16 protein-coding genes are annotated in these 17956 nt (G+C 66.4%); 7 read left to right on the plus strand and 9 right to left on the minus strand.

Annotated features, from left to right (window positions below; translation table 11 throughout):
• Positions 1 to 10 precede the first annotated feature (10 nt).
• Positions 11 to 1378 carry a TIGR00366 family protein gene (locus tag HBE63_RS05090; RefSeq protein ID WP_166909402.1) on the minus strand — a complete coding sequence of 456 codons (1368 nt, stop codon included), beginning with the start codon at positions 1376 to 1378 and terminating at the stop codon, positions 11 to 13.
• A gap of 276 nt (positions 1379 to 1654) precedes the next feature.
• Between HBE63_RS05090 and HBE63_RS05095 the strand changes: the two genes are divergently transcribed.
• Both HBE63_RS05095 and HBE63_RS05100 read left to right on the plus strand, forming a co-directional pair.
• Positions 1655 to 3100, plus strand: coding sequence for a DHA2 family efflux MFS transporter permease subunit (locus tag HBE63_RS05095; protein WP_166903783.1), 1446 nt, complete (start codon positions 1655 to 1657; stop codon positions 3098 to 3100).
• Between the two features lie 10 nt (positions 3101 to 3110).
• A complete protein-coding gene (locus tag HBE63_RS05100; protein ID WP_166909404.1) occupies positions 3111 to 3857 on the plus strand; it encodes an SDR family oxidoreductase in 747 nt (248 codons plus the stop codon).
• 86 nt (positions 3858 to 3943) lie between these two features.
• Here HBE63_RS05100 and HBE63_RS05105 read toward each other — a convergent pair whose 3' ends face one another.
• Together HBE63_RS05105 and HBE63_RS05110 are read right to left on the minus strand one after the other, a co-directional pair.
• Positions 3944 to 4093: a hypothetical protein gene (locus tag HBE63_RS05105; RefSeq protein ID WP_088304596.1), complete on the minus strand. Its 150-nt coding sequence runs from the start codon at positions 4091 to 4093 to the stop codon at positions 3944 to 3946.
• 257 nt (positions 4094 to 4350) lie between these two features.
• Positions 4351 to 5547, minus strand: coding sequence for an acyl-CoA dehydrogenase family protein (locus HBE63_RS05110; protein WP_166903784.1), 1197 nt, complete (start codon positions 5545 to 5547; stop codon positions 4351 to 4353).
• A 206-nt stretch (positions 5548 to 5753) separates the two neighbouring features.
• Between HBE63_RS05110 and HBE63_RS05115 the strand changes: the two genes are divergently transcribed.
• The gene (locus HBE63_RS05115; RefSeq protein ID WP_166903785.1) at positions 5754 to 7817 is read left to right on the plus strand and encodes an acyltransferase family protein; all 2064 of its coding nucleotides are present in this window, start codon (positions 5754 to 5756) and stop codon (positions 7815 to 7817) included.
• A 3-nt stretch (positions 7818 to 7820) separates the two neighbouring features.
• On the opposite strand, the gene HBE63_RS05120 is transcribed toward HBE63_RS05115, so the two are convergent.
• Together HBE63_RS05120 and HBE63_RS05125 are read right to left on the minus strand one after the other, a co-directional pair.
• Positions 7821 to 8243: a nitroreductase family deazaflavin-dependent oxidoreductase gene (locus HBE63_RS05120; RefSeq protein WP_166903786.1), complete on the minus strand. Its 423-nt coding sequence runs from the start codon at positions 8241 to 8243 to the stop codon at positions 7821 to 7823.
• Positions 8244 to 8291: 48 nt separating this feature from the next.
• Positions 8292 to 9263, minus strand: a complete 972-nt coding sequence (locus HBE63_RS05125; protein WP_166903787.1) for an NADPH:quinone oxidoreductase family protein — start codon at positions 9261 to 9263, stop codon at positions 8292 to 8294.
• A 69-nt stretch (positions 9264 to 9332) separates the two neighbouring features.
• On the opposite strand from HBE63_RS05125, the gene HBE63_RS05130 reads away from it, so the two are divergent.
• The gene (locus HBE63_RS05130) at positions 9333 to 10418 is read left to right on the plus strand and encodes an NAD(P)-dependent alcohol dehydrogenase (protein WP_166903788.1); all 1086 of its coding nucleotides are present in this window, start codon (positions 9333 to 9335) and stop codon (positions 10416 to 10418) included.
• Positions 10419 to 10436: 18 nt separating this feature from the next.
• Here HBE63_RS05130 and HBE63_RS05135 read toward each other — a convergent pair whose 3' ends face one another.
• On the minus strand, positions 10437 to 11792 hold the full coding sequence (locus tag HBE63_RS05135) for a flavin monoamine oxidase family protein (protein WP_166903789.1): 1356 nt from the start codon (positions 11790 to 11792) through the stop codon (positions 10437 to 10439).
• A gap of 27 nt (positions 11793 to 11819) precedes the next feature.
• Here HBE63_RS05135 and HBE63_RS05140 point away from each other — a divergent pair, with 27 nt between their 5' ends.
• A complete protein-coding gene (locus tag HBE63_RS05140; RefSeq protein ID WP_166909406.1) occupies positions 11820 to 12791 on the plus strand; it encodes a TIGR03617 family F420-dependent LLM class oxidoreductase in 972 nt (323 codons plus the stop codon).
• A 45-nt stretch (positions 12792 to 12836) separates the two neighbouring features.
• Positions 12837 to 14348 carry an NAD(P)/FAD-dependent oxidoreductase gene (locus tag HBE63_RS05145; protein WP_166903790.1) on the plus strand — a complete coding sequence of 504 codons (1512 nt, stop codon included), beginning with the start codon at positions 12837 to 12839 and terminating at the stop codon, positions 14346 to 14348.
• A gap of 65 nt (positions 14349 to 14413) precedes the next feature.
• Here HBE63_RS05145 and HBE63_RS05150 read toward each other — a convergent pair whose 3' ends face one another.
• Positions 14414 to 15154: an AraC family transcriptional regulator gene (locus HBE63_RS05150; RefSeq protein WP_243858518.1), complete on the minus strand. Its 741-nt coding sequence runs from the start codon at positions 15152 to 15154 to the stop codon at positions 14414 to 14416.
• Positions 15155 to 15167: 13 nt separating this feature from the next.
• On the opposite strand from HBE63_RS05150, the gene HBE63_RS05155 reads away from it, so the two are divergent.
• Positions 15168 to 15566 carry a DUF4345 domain-containing protein gene (locus HBE63_RS05155; protein ID WP_208301307.1) on the plus strand — a complete coding sequence of 133 codons (399 nt, stop codon included), beginning with the start codon at positions 15168 to 15170 and terminating at the stop codon, positions 15564 to 15566.
• An 84-nt stretch (positions 15567 to 15650) separates the two neighbouring features.
• Here the strand turns inward: HBE63_RS05155 and HBE63_RS05160 are convergent, their stop codons facing one another.
• Together HBE63_RS05160 and HBE63_RS05165 are read right to left on the minus strand one after the other, a co-directional pair.
• Complete coding sequence (locus tag HBE63_RS05160; protein ID WP_166903792.1) at positions 15651 to 16766, minus strand: hypothetical protein; 1116 nt, start codon at positions 16764 to 16766, stop codon at positions 15651 to 15653.
• Positions 16766 to 17911: a phosphotransferase family protein gene (locus tag HBE63_RS05165; protein ID WP_166903793.1), complete on the minus strand. Its 1146-nt coding sequence runs from the start codon at positions 17909 to 17911 to the stop codon at positions 16766 to 16768. Before HBE63_RS05165 ends, HBE63_RS05160 begins: the two co-directional genes overlap by 1 nt.
• Positions 17912 to 17956 lie beyond the last annotated feature (45 nt).

The raw sequence follows: 17956 nt of genomic DNA on the forward strand, positions 1-17956 counted from the left end.
GGCGACCGCGTCAAATCACGTGGGGCGCGATGAGCGTGGTGGCACCCAACACCAAGACTCCGATCAAGAACGCGACGACGGTAAAGCCCATCACCTGACGGACATTGAGTTTCGCGATCGCCAGCAGGGGCAGTAACCAGAACGGCTGGATCATGTTCGCGACCCCCTCGCCGACGGCGACCGCCATGGAGATCAACCCCAGATACGCCGGCGAGCCCTGACCGATCGCCAGCGCCGAGTCCACCGCGATCGGGCCCTGTACTGCCCAGTGCCCACCGCCCGAGGGCACGAACAGGCTGATGATCAACGAGCCGATGAAGGTCAAGAACGGCAGCGTATGTTGCGTCGCACCGCTCACGACCGCCTCGGCCAGTAGCGTCTGCAGCGGCTTGGCCCCCTCGCTCGCGTGATAACCCAGCAAGCCGACCAGACCGCCGTAGAGCGGATATTGCAGGAGCAGCGGACCGGACACCTTGGCGGCGCCGGTGAATGCCCGGATGAACCGGATCGGCGTGCGGTGCAGCAAGGCACTCGTGATCGTGAACAACATGATCATCGACGAGATGTTCAGCGCGAAGTCGCTGAGGACGAAATAGGCCATGCCCGCGGCGAATACGAGGACATTGAGGATCCAGAGGTCCTCCAGCCATTCGGCGAACGTTCGCTTGCCCTCCGCCGGTGCTTCCGTCTTCTCCTCGTCTTCGAACACCGCGGGATCGGGGGCAAGGCTCTGCGCGGGCTCCATGCGCCAGATCGCGAGCGCGAGCAGGCACAGCACGACGATCACCGACAGCCAGCTGTAGGGCTGGAAGATCGTCAGGCTGAGCGGCACGCTGATGTCAGTGATCTTGTGAATCACGTTGATCGGGCTGCTGGGATCGGTGTTCGCCAGCGCGATCGACGATGACAGTCCCTGTGTCCAGACGATGAAGCCCATGAACGCGGCCGCGATCAGGTAGCCGAAATGCGCGTCGGTGAAGCGCTTCGCGACCTGGCGGGCGACCAACGCACCGGCAACCAGCCCGAGTCCCCAGTTCAGCAGAGACAGGACAGCACTCACACCGAAACAGAGCAGGGCGCCCTGGATTTGGTTGCGTGGCTTGCCGGCGATGTGGACGATGGCCCGCTTGAGGACCGGCGCTTCGGCCAGCGTGTAGCCGGTCACGAGGATCAGGACCATCTGGAAGGCGAACGTGAAGATGTTCTGCGATCCCCAGACACCGCCGTACCACGCCTGGAGCATGCCGCTGGGTGAGGCGCCTTTCACCAAGAGGGCGACCAGGCCGGCGACGATGAGGGTGAGGATGACCGCGAACAGATACGGGTCGGGCATCAGGCGTTCGACGTACCGGACGCACAGTGCGGTGAGGGACTGCATGACGCCACTGCGCCTGGGCTCGGCCTCCGGCACCGTACTCGTGCCCTTCGGGTCCTCGCTCGTGGTCATCGATCCACCTTCGCCGTTTTTTGGCGCGCAACCGGCTCCGCCATCGACCGCCTTCAGTGCGGGTTCGGCACGGACTTTAGCGTCAGAACAGCCCCGCAGCGGGCGGGTCGTCATCATTTACGGGAAAACTGGTTTCCCTCAGCGGGGGTGCCCCACTTACCCTGGGTGGCTGCGCAGACCAGGCTCGGGGGAGACAGGGGAGTGGCAATGACGACGGGCCCGAGCACGGGGGAGATCGCGACGCATCCGCGTGCCCAGTCGAGCGCCAACGTCATCATCGCGCTGCTGGTCGGCTCGGCGTTCGTGATGATCCTCAACGAGACGATCATGAGCGTCGCGCTGCCGGCCCTGATCGTCGATCTGGACATTTCGGCGAGTACGGCGCAATGGCTGACCAGTGGCTTCCTGCTGACCATGGCCGTGGTCATCCCGATGTCCGGATCGCTGTTGCAGCGCTACCCGGTGCGCGGCATCTACCTGGCCTCGATGTCGTTGTTCTGCGCCGGCACGTTGGTGGCCGCACTCGCGCCGGGGTTCGCGGTTCTCATGGCCGGACGGATCGTGCAGGCCTGTGGCACCGCCGTCATGATGCCGCTGCTGATGACGACGGTCATGATGTTGATCCCCGCCGACCGGCGTGGGCAGATGATGGGGACCATCTCGATCGTCATCGCGGTCGCTCCGGCGATCGGCCCGACGTTGTCGGGCTTCATCCTCGGCTCACTCGACTGGCGCTGGATGTTCTGGATCGTGCTGCCGATCGCCTTGGCGGCGCTCGGCGCCGGTCTGGCATGGCTGCGCGTCGACGATGAGCGGGAGGATCCGACCCCGATCGATCCCGTCTCGGTACCGCTGTCGGCGATTGCGTTCGCAGGCTTGGTGTTCGGGCTCTCGCTCATGGGGGAGTCCGCTCACACTCAGCAGTCGGTACCCGCGTGGGCGCCGATGGCGATCGGTGCGGTGGCGATGGTGGCGTTCGGTGCGCGGCAGATTCAGTTGCAGCGACGTGACCGTGCATTCCTGGATCTACGGCCGTTCACCTATCGGCGGTTCTCGGTATCGCTGTGCCTGGTGGTCCTGGGCTTCATGGGTCTGTTCGGCGCCATCATCATGGTGCCGCTGTATGTGCAGGACGTGCTGAAGCAGAGTGCGTTGGTCGCCGGGTTGGCGACTCTGCCGGGCGGGCTGTTGATGGGGTTGGCAGGCCCGCTGGTCGGGCGGGCCTATGACCGTCACGGCGCCCGGCCGCTGGTCGTACCTGGATCCGTGATGTTGAGCGTGTCGCTGTGGGGTTTCACGCGGCTTTCGGCGGCGTCGCCGGTGTGGGAACTGGTTGTCCTGCAGTCGATCATGATGCTGGGCTTGTCGATGATGTTCACCCCGTTGATGACTGACGCACTCGGAGTCCTGCCTGACCGGTTCTATTCGCATGGCAGTGCCATCCTGACGACGCTGCAGCAGGTGGGTGGCGCGGCGGGAACCGCGTTGTTCGTGACGGTGATGACCAAGGCGTCCCACTCGGGTGGGGCCCCGGATCTGCCTGGTGTGCATGCGGCTTTCACGGCCGCCGCGGTGATCAGCGTGCTGGCCGTCATCGGGTCGCTTTTCACCGCGCCGCGCCCGAGCCCGGCCGGCGGTACGCCGACGCACTAGGTCGGGCACAATCGAACCCGTGCAGAAAGTGGTGATCATCACCGGCGCGGGCAGTGGCATAGGCCGTGCGACGGCGCGGGTCCTGCTGGATGCCGGCCACCGCGTGGTGCTGGCGGGCCGTCGCGCCGAACCACTGGCCGAGGTCGGCGGCGGGAACCCGAATGCCCGCGTCGTCCCCACTGACGTCACGGATTCAGTCTCGGTGCAGGCGCTGTTCGCCGATGCGGTGTCGACGTTCGGCCGGGTGGATGTGTTGTTCAACAATGCCGGCGTGTTCGGACCGTCGGCGTCGATCACCGACCTCGACGACGAGCAGTGGCACGCCACGTGGCGCACGAATGTCGACGGCGCGGTGTTCTGCGCGCGGGAAGCCGCCCGCGTCATGGCCGCCCAATTGCCCAGGGGTGGGCGAATCATCAACAACGGATCGATCTCGGCGCACCGGCCCCGCCCCAAAAGCCTGGCCTATACCGTCACCAAACACGCGATGAGCGGGCTGACCGCGTCAATGCTGTTGGACCTGCGCGATATCGACATCTGCATCACCCAGATCGACATCGGTAATGCTGCCACCGACATGACCGCAGGATTCGGCCACCAGACTCTGCAGGCCGATGGAAGTCTCGCGGCTGAGCCGACTTTCGACGTCGAGCATGTGGCCCGCGCCGTCGCGCACCTGGTCGATCTACCCCTGGAGGTGTCGGTCCCGTCGCTGACGGTGATGGCGCGGTCCATGCCCTACTTCGGCCGAGGCTGACCGGCCGGCCGGGTCAAGATCTACCGGTGAAAACAACAGAGCCGGAGGCCTTGGGGCCACCGGCTCTGTACAGGGGAATCGTCGTCTCAGTGATCTGCATCCTGAAGCTCGTGCCGCTGCACGACTGCGATCAGCTCTTCGCGAACCGATGAGTTCGGCAGTTCGTTGATCCGCGCGTAGAGGCGGCGACGCATGTTGGCGCGCTTCTGGTTTGCGCGAAACTGTGCGAAGGACATTCTTCTCACTCCTCGAAAGTGCCCCGGATCACGGGTACTCGTTGTTTGTTGACGTCCACCCCTCAGGGATCGCCCGAGTGAAATGGACATCTCCCATGGTCCTCGCAGCGGCTGTCTAAAAGCAATTCTTAGAGTGTGAGTTTCGCTACAGCTCAACCCGTTTCGCTGCGGAGAGGTGTGCGCTGTCACAGTCGGGTGCCGAGGTGATGCCGGTGACTGTCGCAAGGGCGCGCCCGCGACACCGTCGGCGGCGGTCGTCAGCGGAAGGCTGACTGCCCGGTCAGCGCCTTGCCGATGGCGAGCAGATGCATCTCGGAGGTGCCCTCGTAGGTGAGGACGGATTCCAGGTTGTTGGCGTGGCGCAGCGGTGAGTATTCGAGGGTGATTCCGCTGCCGCCCAACAGGGTTCGGCATTCCCGGGCGATGGCCAGTGCTTCGCGGACGTTGTTGAGTTTGCCCAGGCTGACCTGCTCGGGGCGGACGCCTTCGGCGTCCTTGATGCGGCCCAGGTGGATCGCCAGCAGCATCCCCTTGCCGAGCTCGATGGTCATGTTGGCCAGCTTTTCCTGGGTGAGTTGATAGCTGGTCAGCGGCTTGTCGAACACCTCGCGCGAGCCGGCGTAGTCGATCGCGGTCTCCAGGCTGTCGCGGGCCGCGCCGAGGGAGCCGAACACGATGCCGAACCGGGCTTCGTTGAGGCACGACAGCGGGGCGGACAGTCCCTCGGCCAGCGGCAGTTGCGCCGAGGCGGGCAGTCGGACGTTGTCCAGCACGAGCTCGGAGGTCACCGAGGCCCGCAGGGAGAGCTTCCGATGAATCTCGTTGGCGGTGAAGCCCGGTGTGTCGGTGGGTACCAGGAAGCCGCGGATACCGTCATCGGTCTGCGCCCACACCGTGGCCACGTCGGCGAGGTTGCCGTTGGTGATCCACATCTTGGTGCCGTTGAGCACCCAGTCGGAGCCGTCGCGGCGCCCTCGGGTGCGCATGCCGGCGGGGTTGGAACCGAAGTCGGGCTCGGTGAGGCCGAAGCAGCCGATCGCGTCACCGGCGGCCAGCCGGGGCAGCCATTCGTTCTTCTGTTCCTCCGAGCCGTAACGATAGATCGAGAACATCGACAGCGAGCCCTGGACGGAGACGAAGCTGCGGAACCCGCTGTCCCCGGCTTCCAGTTCAATGCAGGCCAGGCCATAGCTGACGGCATTGGTGCCCGCGCAGCCGTAACCGTGCAGGTGCATGCCGAGTACGCCGAGCTTGCCGAACTCCTTGGCCAGTTCCCTGGGCAGGGTGGCCGATTCGAACCATTCCCCGACGTTGGGCTTCAGCCGGGTATCGACAAATTTGCGAACCGTCGCCGCGATCTCGCGTTCGTCGTGATCGAGCAGCCGGTCGGTGTCGAACAGCTCCAACGGCCGGTAGGTGGACTTCTTGGCGGCCGGTGCGGCAGTGGCGGTCATGACTCAAGGCTAGATTTGCCGAGCACATATGCCTATGGCCGTTCCGTACAGCTGACGAGCGCCAGATGTCCGACAGGGCCTCCTGGACTGCCCGGCCGCCCACCTTGACCACCTTTCCGGTGGCCTATGCTCGGTGCGGCGAACGGCGTGCCCCAGGGTGTTCTCGTCGTCAGTGACCGGCGAAGACAGCCCAGGGAAAGTTCAGCGTGCAGGTGATTGTTGACGATCCGGTTCGCGTTCCTGTTGCCACGCGGCAGGTTCGTGATGACCTGATCGGATTGAGCGGTGTGGCCATCGTGATGGTGGTCGTCTGCCATTTCTGGCTCGGATGGGCATCTGGCGGGGTGGATGTCCTGCTGGTCCTGTCCGGCTTCTTCGTCGGCAGTCGCGTTCTACGCGGAATCGGTGCCGCGAGCCCCTCCGCCTTGGCCGCCGAGGCGGGCCGGGTGGCGCGTTGGGTGGTGCCGCCGTTGGTTCTCGTGCTGGTCGTGTCCGCGGTGCTGACCGTGCTCATCCAGCCGCAGACCCGATGGGAGTCATTCGCCGAGCAGACCCTGGCAGGCCTGGGCTTTTACCAGAATTGGCAGTTGCTCCAGTCGGCGAACGACTATGTGCAGGCCGGTGAGGCGGTGACGCCGCTGCACCACCTGTGGGCGGTCTCGGTGCTGGGCCAGTTCGCGCTCGCGTTCGTCGTGCTGGCCGCTGCGGTCATCGTGCTGACGTTGCGTCGCGGTGGTACCGCGCGACGCCCGATTCTGGTGGCTGTGTCCGGTATCGCGATGGCGGCGTCGCTCTACTACGCGCTCACCACGCAGTCGGACAGCCCGATGCTCGGCTACTACAGCACCGCCGCTCGGGGCTGGGAGTTGTTGGCGGGGGTGATGGCGGCGGCCGTCGTGGCCGGCCCGGTGGGCCGGATCCGGTGGCGCGGCTGGTTGCGGGCCGGTGCGACGGCAGCCGGGTTGGCGGCAATCCTGGTGTGCGGTGTGCTCACCGATCGGACCGTGCAGTCCCCGGGCGTCTGGACGTTGATTCCGGTGGCAGCGACGCTGCTGATCATTGTCAGCGGCGTCGCGGAGACGTCGTCGAAGACGAACGAATTCTTGCGCAGCGCTCCGTTGGTCGCGGTCGGTGCGATCGCCTATCCGCTGTACCTCTGGCACTGGCCGTTGTTGATCTTCTGGTTGGCGACCATCAACGACGATGCCGTCGGTCCGGCCGACGGCATCGCGGTCATGCTGGTCACGGTGCTGCTGGCGGTACTCACCGCGCGGTGGGCTCAGCTGCCGTGGCGTCGTGGGGCCGGCCTGCGGATGGTGTCGGGTGCGGTCGTGGTGTTGGTCGCGGTGACGCTCGTGGCGATGTCACTCATGTGGCAGGGACATGTGGCCTTGGCCCGGGCCAGCGGCGCGGAACTGGGCATGCTCTCGATTCGTGACTATCCGGGCGCGCAGGCGCTCATCGGGAATCACCGAGTGGCAAAGCTGCCGATGCGCCCGAGCGCGCTGGAGGCCGATGACGACATTCCGCCGTCGTCGATCGACCATTGCGTCACCGGATTCACCGGTGATGAGGTCGTCACGTGCGTCTACGGAGATCCCAAGGGCGCCCACACGATTGCGTTGGCCGGCGGGTCGCACTCCGAGCACTGGCTGACCGCGCTTCATCAGATCGGACGTCAACACGGCTTCAAGGTGACCACCTACCTGAAGTTCGGCTGTCCGCTGACCACCAAACTTGTGCCGATCATCGCCGGGTCCTTCGACAAATACCCGTCCTGTCGGACGTGGTCGGACAACGCCTTGGCGCAGATCATCGCCGACCGGCCGGACTACGTGTTCTTCACCTCGACGCGCCCGATTCTCAACGGCCCGGGCGACTACGTGCCCGATTACTACTTGGGGATCTGGGATGAGTTGTCCGCCAATGGAATTCCGATGATCGGTATGCGGGACACGCCGTGGATGATCCGTGACGGGTGGTTCTTCTCACCGGTCGACTGTCTATCCAAGGGCGGTGACGCCGAGTCTTGCGGGGTGCCGCGCGACGAAGCCCTGGCCCAGCGCAATCCCACCCTCGACCACCTGGCCGACTATCCGCTGATGAAGGTCCTCGACCTCAGCGACGCGGTGTGCCGGCCGACGATCTGCCGCGCCGTCGAGGGCAACGTGCTGGTCTACCACGATGTCCACCACCTGTCGGCGGTCTACGTGCGCACTCTCGCCACCGAGTTGGCGCGGCAGATGTCCGACGCCCTCGGTTGGTGGTAGCCGTTATTCGACGATGAAGACCGGAATCTGTCGGTCGGTCTTGGTCTGGTACTCGGCGTACGGCGGGTAGGCCTCGACGGCCAGCTTCCACCAGTGCTCGCGCTCGTCGCCGGAGATTTCGCGAGCAGTCAGCGATGCGGTCTTGTCACCGTCCTGCACCGTCACGGCAGGGTTGGCCTTCACGTTGAAGTACCACGACGGGTGCTCCGGGGCGCCGCCCTTGGAGGCCACCATCGCGTAGCGGCCGTTCTCTTCCACGCGCATCAGCGGTACGTAGCGCTTCTTGCCGGACTTGGCGCCGGTCGTCGTGAACAGCACGATGGGGCGGTCGAGCACCTCGACGCCGTCGGTGGTGCCTTGTTCCAGGATGCGTTGGGTCTGGTCGCGTACCCAGTCGGTCGGGCTCAGTTCGGCATGCTCAGTCACGCACCCGAGAACATCGGCCGCCGCGCCTTTATTCCGTCACTGCACCGATCAGCGAAGCTTCAGCACCACCTTGCCCTTGGCGCTGCGGTTTTCCAGCGACGCGATGGCCTGAGCGGCCTGCTCGAGCGGATACACCTCGGGTTGCGGTGCGGGCACCGCGCCAGAAGCGAGCAGGGGCTGCAATTCAGCCCACTGCTCCTGCAGGTAGCCGGGATGGGAGAACGTCCAGGCGCCCCAGCCCGCGCCGACCACGTCGACGTTGTTGAGCAGCAGGCGATTGACCTTGACGGTGGGGATCTCGCCGCCGGTGAACCCGATGACCAACAACCGTCCGCCCACCGTCAGCGATCGCAGTGAGTCGGTGAAGCGGTCACCGCCGACCGGGTCGACGACGATATCCACACCGCGGCCGTCGGTGAGTTCCTTTACCGCATCACGGAACCCGTCGGCCAGCACCACATCCGATGCTCCCGCGGCCCGGGCGATCTCGGCCTTCTCCTGGGTGGACACCACCGCGATGGTGCGTGCGGCCCCCAGCGCCGGCGCCAGCCGCAGAGCCGAGGTGCCGATGCCACCCGCCGCCCCGTGCACCAGCACGGTCTCGCCCTTGGCCAACCGGCCACGGGTGCGCAAGGCGAACTGGACTGTCAGGTCGTTGAACAGGATGCCGGCGCCGGCCTCGAACGACACCGCGTCCGGCAGCGCGAACACCCGCTCGGCGGGCAGGGCGACGACTTCGGCCATGCCGCCGGAGAGCATGGTCAGGCCCAGCACGCGGTCACCGGCGCTGACGTGAGCTCCGTCGGGGGCGCTGCGGACCACGCCGGCGACCTCGGCGCCCGGGGTGAACGGAAGCTCCGGCTTGTACTGGTAGAGCCCGCGGGTGAGCAGGGCGTCCGGGAATGCGACTCCGGCGGCGTGGACATCGATCACGACTTCATCGGCACCGGAGGGTTCCTCCACCTCGGCCACCTGCACTGTGTCGGGACCGTCGAGCCGGGTGATCTGTGCTGCACGCATCGGTATCTCCTTCTGGTGGGTCGCCAGCCAATTGTGACAGGTGTCAAGTTGGTGGCTTAGCATCACCGGATGCTCAATGCCCGCGCCGCGGTGGTGCTCGACGCCGGAGCCGATCCACAGCTGATCGACGTGCAGATTCGGGAACCGCGCGGCGATGAAGTACTGGTCCGCATCGACGCGGTCGGCATCTGCCACACCGATGTGAGTGTGGCAGCGCGGTTTCGCAAGCTGCCGATGGTGTTCGGTCACGAGGGCGCGGGCACCGTGGTCCAGGCCGGGCCGGACGCCGCACCCCGGATCGGCGACCAGGTCGTTCTCACCTTCTCCAGCTGCGGCAGGTGTCCCAACTGCCAGGCGGACGCCTCGGCCTACTGCGAGGGTTCCACCGATCTCAACATGCGCGGCAACCGCGACGAGTCAGGTGCGCTGTACGCGGACGGTGCCCCCATCGGCGGCGGGTTTTTCGGCCAGTCCAGCTTCTGTACCTATGCGATCGCCGGCAGCCGCAATGCGGTGGTGCTGCCCGAGGCGATCGATCCCGCGCTCGCCGCGCCGCTGGGCTGCAGCGTGCAGACCGGGGTGGGGTCCGTGCTCAATGTGCTTGCGCCGCAACCTGCGGATGCGCTCGTGGTGTTCGGTGCCGGCGCCGTGGGGCTCTCGGCGGTCATGGGTGCCCGCATCGCGGGCTGCCGGACCGTCATCGCGGTTGACCCGATCGCCGAACGACGGACGCTGGCAACCGAATTGGGCGCCACCGCGACGATCGACCCGACCGGCTGCGACGCCGCCGCAGCGGTGCTGGAGCTGACCGGGGGAGTGGCCGCCGCGGTCGACACCACCGCACGGCCCGATGTCCTCGCCGCAGCGGTCGGGGTGTTGCGCGAACGCGGCACGCTGGCTCTGCTGGGCCTCGGCGCATTGACGGCCGACCTGCCCGTCGCGCTCATCATGGGCAAAGGCCTGACCGTGCGCGGGGTGGTGGAGGGCGACAGCGAACCGCACACCTTCATCCCGCGCTTGGTCGATCTGCACCGCCGTGGCGAACTTCCGATCGACAAGTTCGTGAGCCGCTACCCGTTCGCCGACTTCGACCGGGCCTGGGTCGCCGCCAAGTCCGCTGACGTGGTGAAACCGGTGCTGATCACCGGGCGGTAGGTTCGTGAACCCTGCGCTTCAGTCGGCAAGCCGGCCGGCCACCTCGGCGGCCGCACGCTGACCGGACCGGACCGCCCCGTCGAGGAAACCGGTCCACTCATCCGCGGTTTCGGTGCCGGCCCAGTGGATCGCGTCCACCGGTTCCCGCAGCCACTTGCCGTACTGCGTCCACGAACCCGGCGGCACCGCCGCCGTAGGCCCGCCCGGTGCGAATTGTTCTGCGCTCCAACAGTGATCGACGTAATCGATCGGCTGCAGGGCCGCATCGCCGAACAGGGTGGCGAACCCGGACAGGGCCTGCTCGCGGCGCTCCGTCGATGACAGCCGGTCGAAGGTGCGGGCGTCGGTGAACCCCAACAGGATGCCTGGGCCGTCCTCACCCCCGGGGCTCACGTCGAAGGTGATGAACACCGGCCCTTCATCGGACAATGCTTCGCCCGAGCAGCCGTTGGTGCGCCAGAACGGCCGGTCATAGGCGGCGTAAGCCTTGCTGAGGTTGCCCTGCGGCCAGTTCACGGCTAGTTCGGCATACGGCTCGGGCAGCGCCGGGGTGAACTCGATCCCGGTCCGGTGCTGCGGCGGGATCGCCACGATCACCGCACGTGCCCGCACCACGCCGGACGGACAGGTCACCGCCACCGTGCCGTCGTCATGGCGCTCGATGCGGCCCACCGGGGCGCTGAGCACCACCCGATCTCCGAGTTCCTCGGCCATCTTGCGCGCGATCTGCTGGGTGCCCCCGGGAAACCGGTCTTGCTGGGCGCCGCCGCGGACGTCAAGCATGCGGTCCAGCCCGCCGGCGGCCTTGACGTAACGGGCGGCGTGCAGCATCGACACCTCGTCGGGCTCGGCGCCCCAGGTAACCCTCGACATGATCGCCATCAGGTTGCGCGTCGAGGCGTTGGCGCCGGCCGAGCGCAGCCACTGCTCCAGGGTGAGTTCATCGAGTTTCTGGGCGTTCGAACTCTTCCACGGCTCATTGACCCGGATCAGCCGGCAGAGTCGTTCGAAGCGCCACTGGATGCGGGAAACGTCGAACAGCTCCATCATCGACAGGCGCGGGATCGTGCTGCGATACGACCGCACCCGCCCGTGCCACCGGATCAGGTTCTTGCCGCGGTCGTAGGTGGGCACCGTGCGGCACCCCAGCTCGTCGGCCAGCGCCAGCACCGCGTCCTGGGTGGGACCGACGAACGTGCCGCCCAGATCGACGGGCACCCCGGCGATCGTGGTGGTCGACGAGCGTCCGCCCACCCGGTCGCGTCCCTCCAGCACCACCACGTCGTGTCCGAGCCGGACCAGGGTGCGGGCGGCGGAAAGCCCGGCGAAGCCGGCGCCCACAACGACGACGTCGGTGCTCGTTGGGATGCTCACGTGTCTAGGCTCTCACGCGTGAAGGTGATGACAGCGTTGTTCGGTCCGCGAGACGCGATCGATCGGGCCGCGGCCCTGCGCGAGGCCGGGGCCAGTGGGGTGTTCACCTTCGAGGGGCCCCACGACGTCTTCACCCCGCTGACGCTGGCCAGCACGGTCGGGGATCTCGACCTGATGACCAATGTGGCAATTGCGTTCCCCCGCAACCCGATTCACCTGGCACATCAGGCCATCGACCACCAGATTCTGTCCGGTGGCCGGTTTACCCTGGGCCTCGGCACCCAGATCCGCACCCAGATCGAGAAGCGGTTCGGCGCCGAGTTCGACCGGCCGGTGGCCCGGATGTCCGAGTTCGTCGCGGCGTTGCGGGCGATCTTCGCGGCCTGGGAGAGCGGCGAGCGTCTGGAGTTTCGCGGCGAGTACTACCGGCACACGCTGATGACACCCACATTCACCCCTCGGGACAACCCGTACGGTCCGCCGCCGATCTATGTCGGCGCGCTGGGCCCCCGGCTGACCCGGGCCACGGCGCAGTTCGCCGACGGCCTGCTGGTCATGCCGTTCGGGTCGAAGCGGTTCCTGCACGAGGCCACGCTGCCCGCGGTGCGGGAAGGGCTCGCCGCGGCCGAACGTGACGAGGCGGACCTGGCCATCGTCCCGGAGATCATCGTGTCGGCCGGGGACGATCACGACGCGGCGCGACGGCTGCTGGCCTTCTACGGATCAACCCCGGCCTACCGGCCCGTGCTGGAGGTGCATGGGTGGGGCGATTTGCAGCCCGAACTCAATGCGCTGTCCAAGCAGGGCCGCTGGCAGGAGATGGGTTCGCTGATCGACGACGACGTGCTGCACACCATCGCGGCCTGCGGCAGCCCCGCCGACATCGCCGCTCATATACGGGACCGAGTGGCGGGGGTGTCGGACCGGATCTGCCTGTATCAGCCTGGTCCGATCGCCGTGGATTCGCTTGCCCAGATCGTTGACGCACTGCGCAGCTGAACGCTTAGGGTGGGTGGTACTGAGCGGGACCAAAGGAGGTTCGCCATGGGTGCTGCGGATCCGGAGTACACCGACGTACTCATCATCGGGGCGGGAATCTCGGGGCTGGGCGCGGCCTATCGTGTGCACGAGAAGAGCCCCGGACTGACGTATACCGTGCTCGAACGCCGGGAGCGAATCGGCGGCACCTGGGACCTGTTCCGGTATCCGGGGATCCGTTCGGACAGTGACATCTTCACGCTGAGCTTCCCCTACCAACCCTGGACCCGGCCGGAGAATGTCGCCGACGGCGGCGATATTCGCGACTACCTGACCGAGACCGCCCGGGAACACGGCATCGACCGCAACATCCGGTTCAACACCCGTGTGCTGTCGGCGGATTGGGATTCGGGCACCGACACCTGGACGGTGCAGACCGAGCAGGACGGTCAGGCCAGGACCTATCGGTGCCGGTACGTGTTCTGCGGCACCGGCTACTACAACTACGACGAGCCCTACACCCCGGAGTTCCCCGGTATCGAGACCTTCGGCGGCGACGTGGTGCACCCGCAGTTCTGGCCGGAGTCGCTGGATTACTCGGGCAAGCGCGTCGTGGTGATCGGCAGTGGCGCCACGGCCATCAGTCTGGTGCCTGCGCTGGCCGAGCACGCTTCTCACGTGACGATGTTGCAACGCTCGCCGACCTACATGATGTCGATGGCGCGTATCGACCCGATGGTGCAGGGGATCCGGAAGATCCTTCCGCGCAGGGTTTCTCACCAGGTGGTGCGGTTCCGCAATGCGGCGATCCACGTACTGATGTACTTCGTGTTCCGGAAGGCACCCAAGTTCGGGCGGTGGCTGATCCGCAACCGGGCCATCGCCGCACTACCCGAGGGTTACCCCGTCGACGTGCACTTCAAGCCGCGGTACAACCCGTGGGACCAGCGCTTGTGCTTGGTTCTCGACCGAGACCTGTTCGAGCACATCAGCCATGGCCAAGTCGACGTCGTCACCGATCACATCGACCATGTCGACGCCGCGGGCATCGTACTGAAATCCGGTGAGCGAGTGGATGCCGACGTGATCGTCACGGCGACCGGGCTGCAACTGCAGGCTCTCGGCGGCATCAGGCTCGCGGTCGACGGCCACGAGGTCAAGCCGACCGAACGGTTCGTCTACAAGGAGTTCCTGCTCGAGGACGTCCCCAACCTGGCGTGGTGCATCGGCTACACGAACGCGTCGTGGACGCTGCGGGCCGACATGACCGCGCGGGCGTTCGCGAACCTGTTGGCCTACATGGGTGCTCATGGTTACACCCATGCCTATCCGCACAAGGGTGCGGCGCCGATGCCGGAGAAGCGGACCTGGGACCTGGAGGCCGGCTACATCCAGCGCTCAGAGCACGCGCTGCCGCGTTCGGGCACCAAGCGGCCGTGGCACGTACGCCACAACTATGTGCTGGACGCCATCGACCACCGTTTCGACCGCATCGACGAGTCGATGGTGTTCGGTCGCGCCCCCGCCGCCGAGTCCGTGGCGGCGGCGGAGACGGGGGCGGAGACTGCTGCTTCGTAAGCACCGCGAGCGTGCGTGTCTGCTGCCCGCCACACCGCATTTCGTCGGCGGTTTCCGCACGCTCGTCACGGCGTGCGGAGGCGCAAACCCGTCGCCAGGAGCTGCGTCGCCGGCAGCCCGAACGTGGTCTTGAAGGTGTCCGCCAGGTGCGACGGGCTGGCGAACCCGGAATCGGCTGCGGCCCGCGTCAGATTCTGGCCGGCTGCCACGGCAGTCCCCGCCAGCACGAGCCTGCTCCACATCCGGTAGCGCCGCAGGCTGGTCCCGGCCTCGCGGCGGAACAGATGCAGAAACCGCGATTCGGACAAGCCCGCGGCGGCCGCCAGCTCGCGTGCCGGTACCGCTGTCGCCGGATCCTCGCGAATCTGCTTGGCTACCAATTCGATCCGGGGGTCGATCCGATGAGGGGCATTCGGGGCGGCCACGGCCAGCCAGCGTCGCGCGGCCTCGTCGTCGTCCGGCATCGCCGCCAGTCTGGTCTCGGCGGCATGGCCCACACCGATGCCGTCACGGAACTCGGTGAACTGCTGCCGGCACGATGTGCTCCGCTGCGAACTGGGATCGAGATAGCCAGACACCAAGGCACCCTCCATCGAGAGGTGATGGGTGATCCGCGGCGGGATCAACACGCTGTGCGCGACGATCGTGTGGTTTGGCACCGTCACGGTCAGCGGTCCGCCGACGCCGACAGCCAGGCACCACACCGATCCGGAATGCGGCTCGAGGCCGAGGCCCAGTCCGGCGTAGAGCGCCTGCCCAGGCCACAGCCACACCGTCGGGCAGCAGGTTTGTGGAAGCGGCGGCATGGGTTCAGTCTGCATGCTGAGCGGAACAACTGATCAGGAGGCTACCGTGGGCATCGCAGTGATCGTCGTGGTCGGGGTGTTCTTCCTCGGCATGGGTGTCTACGCATTGGCGGCTCCGCAGACGATTCTGCGTCCATTCGACTACGACCTCAGAACGGCCGCGGCCCGCGCGGAAGTCCGTGGTGTCTATGGCGGTTTCGGTATCGCTATCGCCGTGGTGCTGGCCTACGCGGCCATGGCGCCCGGGGAGGTACGCGCCGGGATCCTGATCACCGTCGGCGCCGCGCTGGCCGGGATGGCAGTCGGTCGCGCCCTCTCGGCCGTCTTCGATGAGCGGACGTCGTTCTACCCCAACTGGTTCTACTGTCTGGTCGAGGCGATCGGCGCGGCCGCGCTATTCTGGGCGGCCTAACTTCTTCCGGCGAGCAGACACATATGTACCCGGAAACTCGCGAAATCGGGTACATACGCGTCTGCTCGCGCAAGAAAGGGTGACCTACGGGGCGACAGTGAGCCAGTCGGCGAAGCCGGAGGGGTCGTGCCGGCCGAGTGCGCCGTGTTCGAACAGCCCCCAGCCTTCCACCGGCGCACCATTACCTTCGGTGCATACGGCACGGCCGACGTGGTCGATCACACCGAACGCGGTCCGGCCGACGACCGCCGGATCGGTCATGTCGTAGGTCCGCCGTTCGGTGAACTTCTCGCCCTTCCACACGCCGTGGATCCAGTCGACGTCGCCGCCGTAGCCGCCACCGACGTGAATCGGCACGGGCAGTTTGGATTCCACGTCGAACCGGACGGGGGTGCCGTCGGGAGCGGTGGCCTCGATGGTGGCCCCGGTCGGGATCCGGGTGCCGGAACGGTAGTGGATCTTCACCCGCGGCCAGCCGAGCTGTTCGACGCGGCCGTCCTTGAAGACCCGGCTGCAGTCGTTGAGCGAACGGAACCCGCTGGGATCCTCCTGGATGATGAAGACGATCGAGAAGTCGTCGAACGCCATCGGCACGTACAGCCACCACATGCCCTCGAACGGCGGGTCCGCCGGACGTCCGGCGGGCTCGGCCTCACCGACCGGGCGGATGCCCCAGGACCGGTCGCGCGAACCGATCCAGGTTTCCGGATCGACGTCGATGCGTTGGCCATCGATCTCCAGATAGCCGCTCCAGGAACCTAATTGGGCGAAGCGCTGAGCGTCGAGCGTGACTCGGTTCCCTTGACGCATGAGGTGCGGCTGTTCCTGCACGACATCGAACAAGCCGTCCCAGGTGAGATCCGCAGCGACACCTTCGGTCTCGTCGAGCACGATGCGGATCTTGCGCAGCGGTTCGGTGACCTCGACCCGGTAGCCCATCACGTGCTGGTTGAGCCGGTCCTGATCGATCGCGTCGGACAGATGCACCGCGGTCTGCTCGTTACCACGTCGTACGAGGAAGTACGCGTCCTTGACGCCGAGGTTCGGATAGTAGCCGAGACCGGTGATGACGAAGATGTCGCCGGTGCGGTCGTGGGCATTGAAATACGAACGGTCGTAGAAGTTCCGGTCCGACGATCCCGGCCAGGCGATCGGCTGGGGGACTTGATGTACCGGGTATTCGTCCATCGGTCCGAGCATCAGGCCTCCTCAAGAAGACGCCGCAGCAGCGGCGCGTGGTAGAACATCGTCTCGACGTCGTCGGGCTTCTCGGTCTCGCCGAAGTGCACGCGCCGGGCGCCGGTGCGCATGAACACACAGCACCAGATGACCCCGGAGTAGATGTAGAACCAGCGCAGGTCGCCGAGTTCCGCCCCGGTCAACTCGCGGTAGGTGGCGCGGACATCCTCCTCGCGCATCACGTCGGGCAGGCCCGGCAGCCCGGCCATGCCGGACAGCTCCTGAAACACCATGTGCGCAAAGATGATCCACGAAACATCGAGTTCGCGAGGGCCGAGGGTGGCCATCTCCCAGTCGAGCACCGCGGCGGGACGGAAGTCGTCGTACAGCACGTTGCCGATACGCGAATCACCCCATGTCAACACGGTTTCCGAGGCCGCCACCTCCGCGGGGAAGTTGTCTTCCAGCCATTTCAGTGCCCGCTCCACCAGCGGTGAACGGCCGATATCGGGTACCGAGAACTCGTACCAGTCCTTGAGCCAGCCGAAGTGCCGGTGCAGTGGGGTATCGCCCGGCGGGTCGACCTCGGACAGGTACGCGAACCGCTCAGCCGCGTCGGGGATCGCGTGAAGCTTGGCGAGCACCTCCACGGTGCTGTCCTGCAGCTCGCGCTGGCGTTCGACGGGAGCATCGGCGAACCAGTTGCCGCCGAAGGTGTAGGGCATGACGTCGGGCGGCACCTGGCCGTCGACACGATCCATCAGGAAGAACGGAGTGCCCAGCACCTCGCCGGTGGCGTCGATCCAGCGCACATTGGGGACCGGCACGTCGGTGAGTTCGCTGACCTGACGCATCACCTCGAACTGGTGATCAAGCCGGTAGGACGAGAACACCGGGACATCGTCTTGGGTGGGGGCGACGCGGGCCACCCACTTCTGCTCCTTCGCCTCGCCGTCCTCTTCCCAGCGGCCGGTCAGCATGATCGTTTCCGAGGACATGCCGTTGGAGTCGACTCCGCTTTCCACGGTGATCTCGGGAGCGACACCGTCCGGCATCACGGTGGACAGCCATTTCGACAGCACCGATGGCAGGGTGGTGACGTCGCGACTGGAGCGTTGCAGGTGGTCGACGTTCTCTACAGGAGCGTCCACGGCCTCGTTTGCCATTCAACTGTTCCTTACGGCCACAATTACGATACTGTTAGTAGCGTT

Source organism: Mycobacterium sp. DL440 (assembly GCF_011745145.1).
GTDB lineage: Bacteria > Actinomycetota > Actinomycetes > Mycobacteriales > Mycobacteriaceae > Mycobacterium.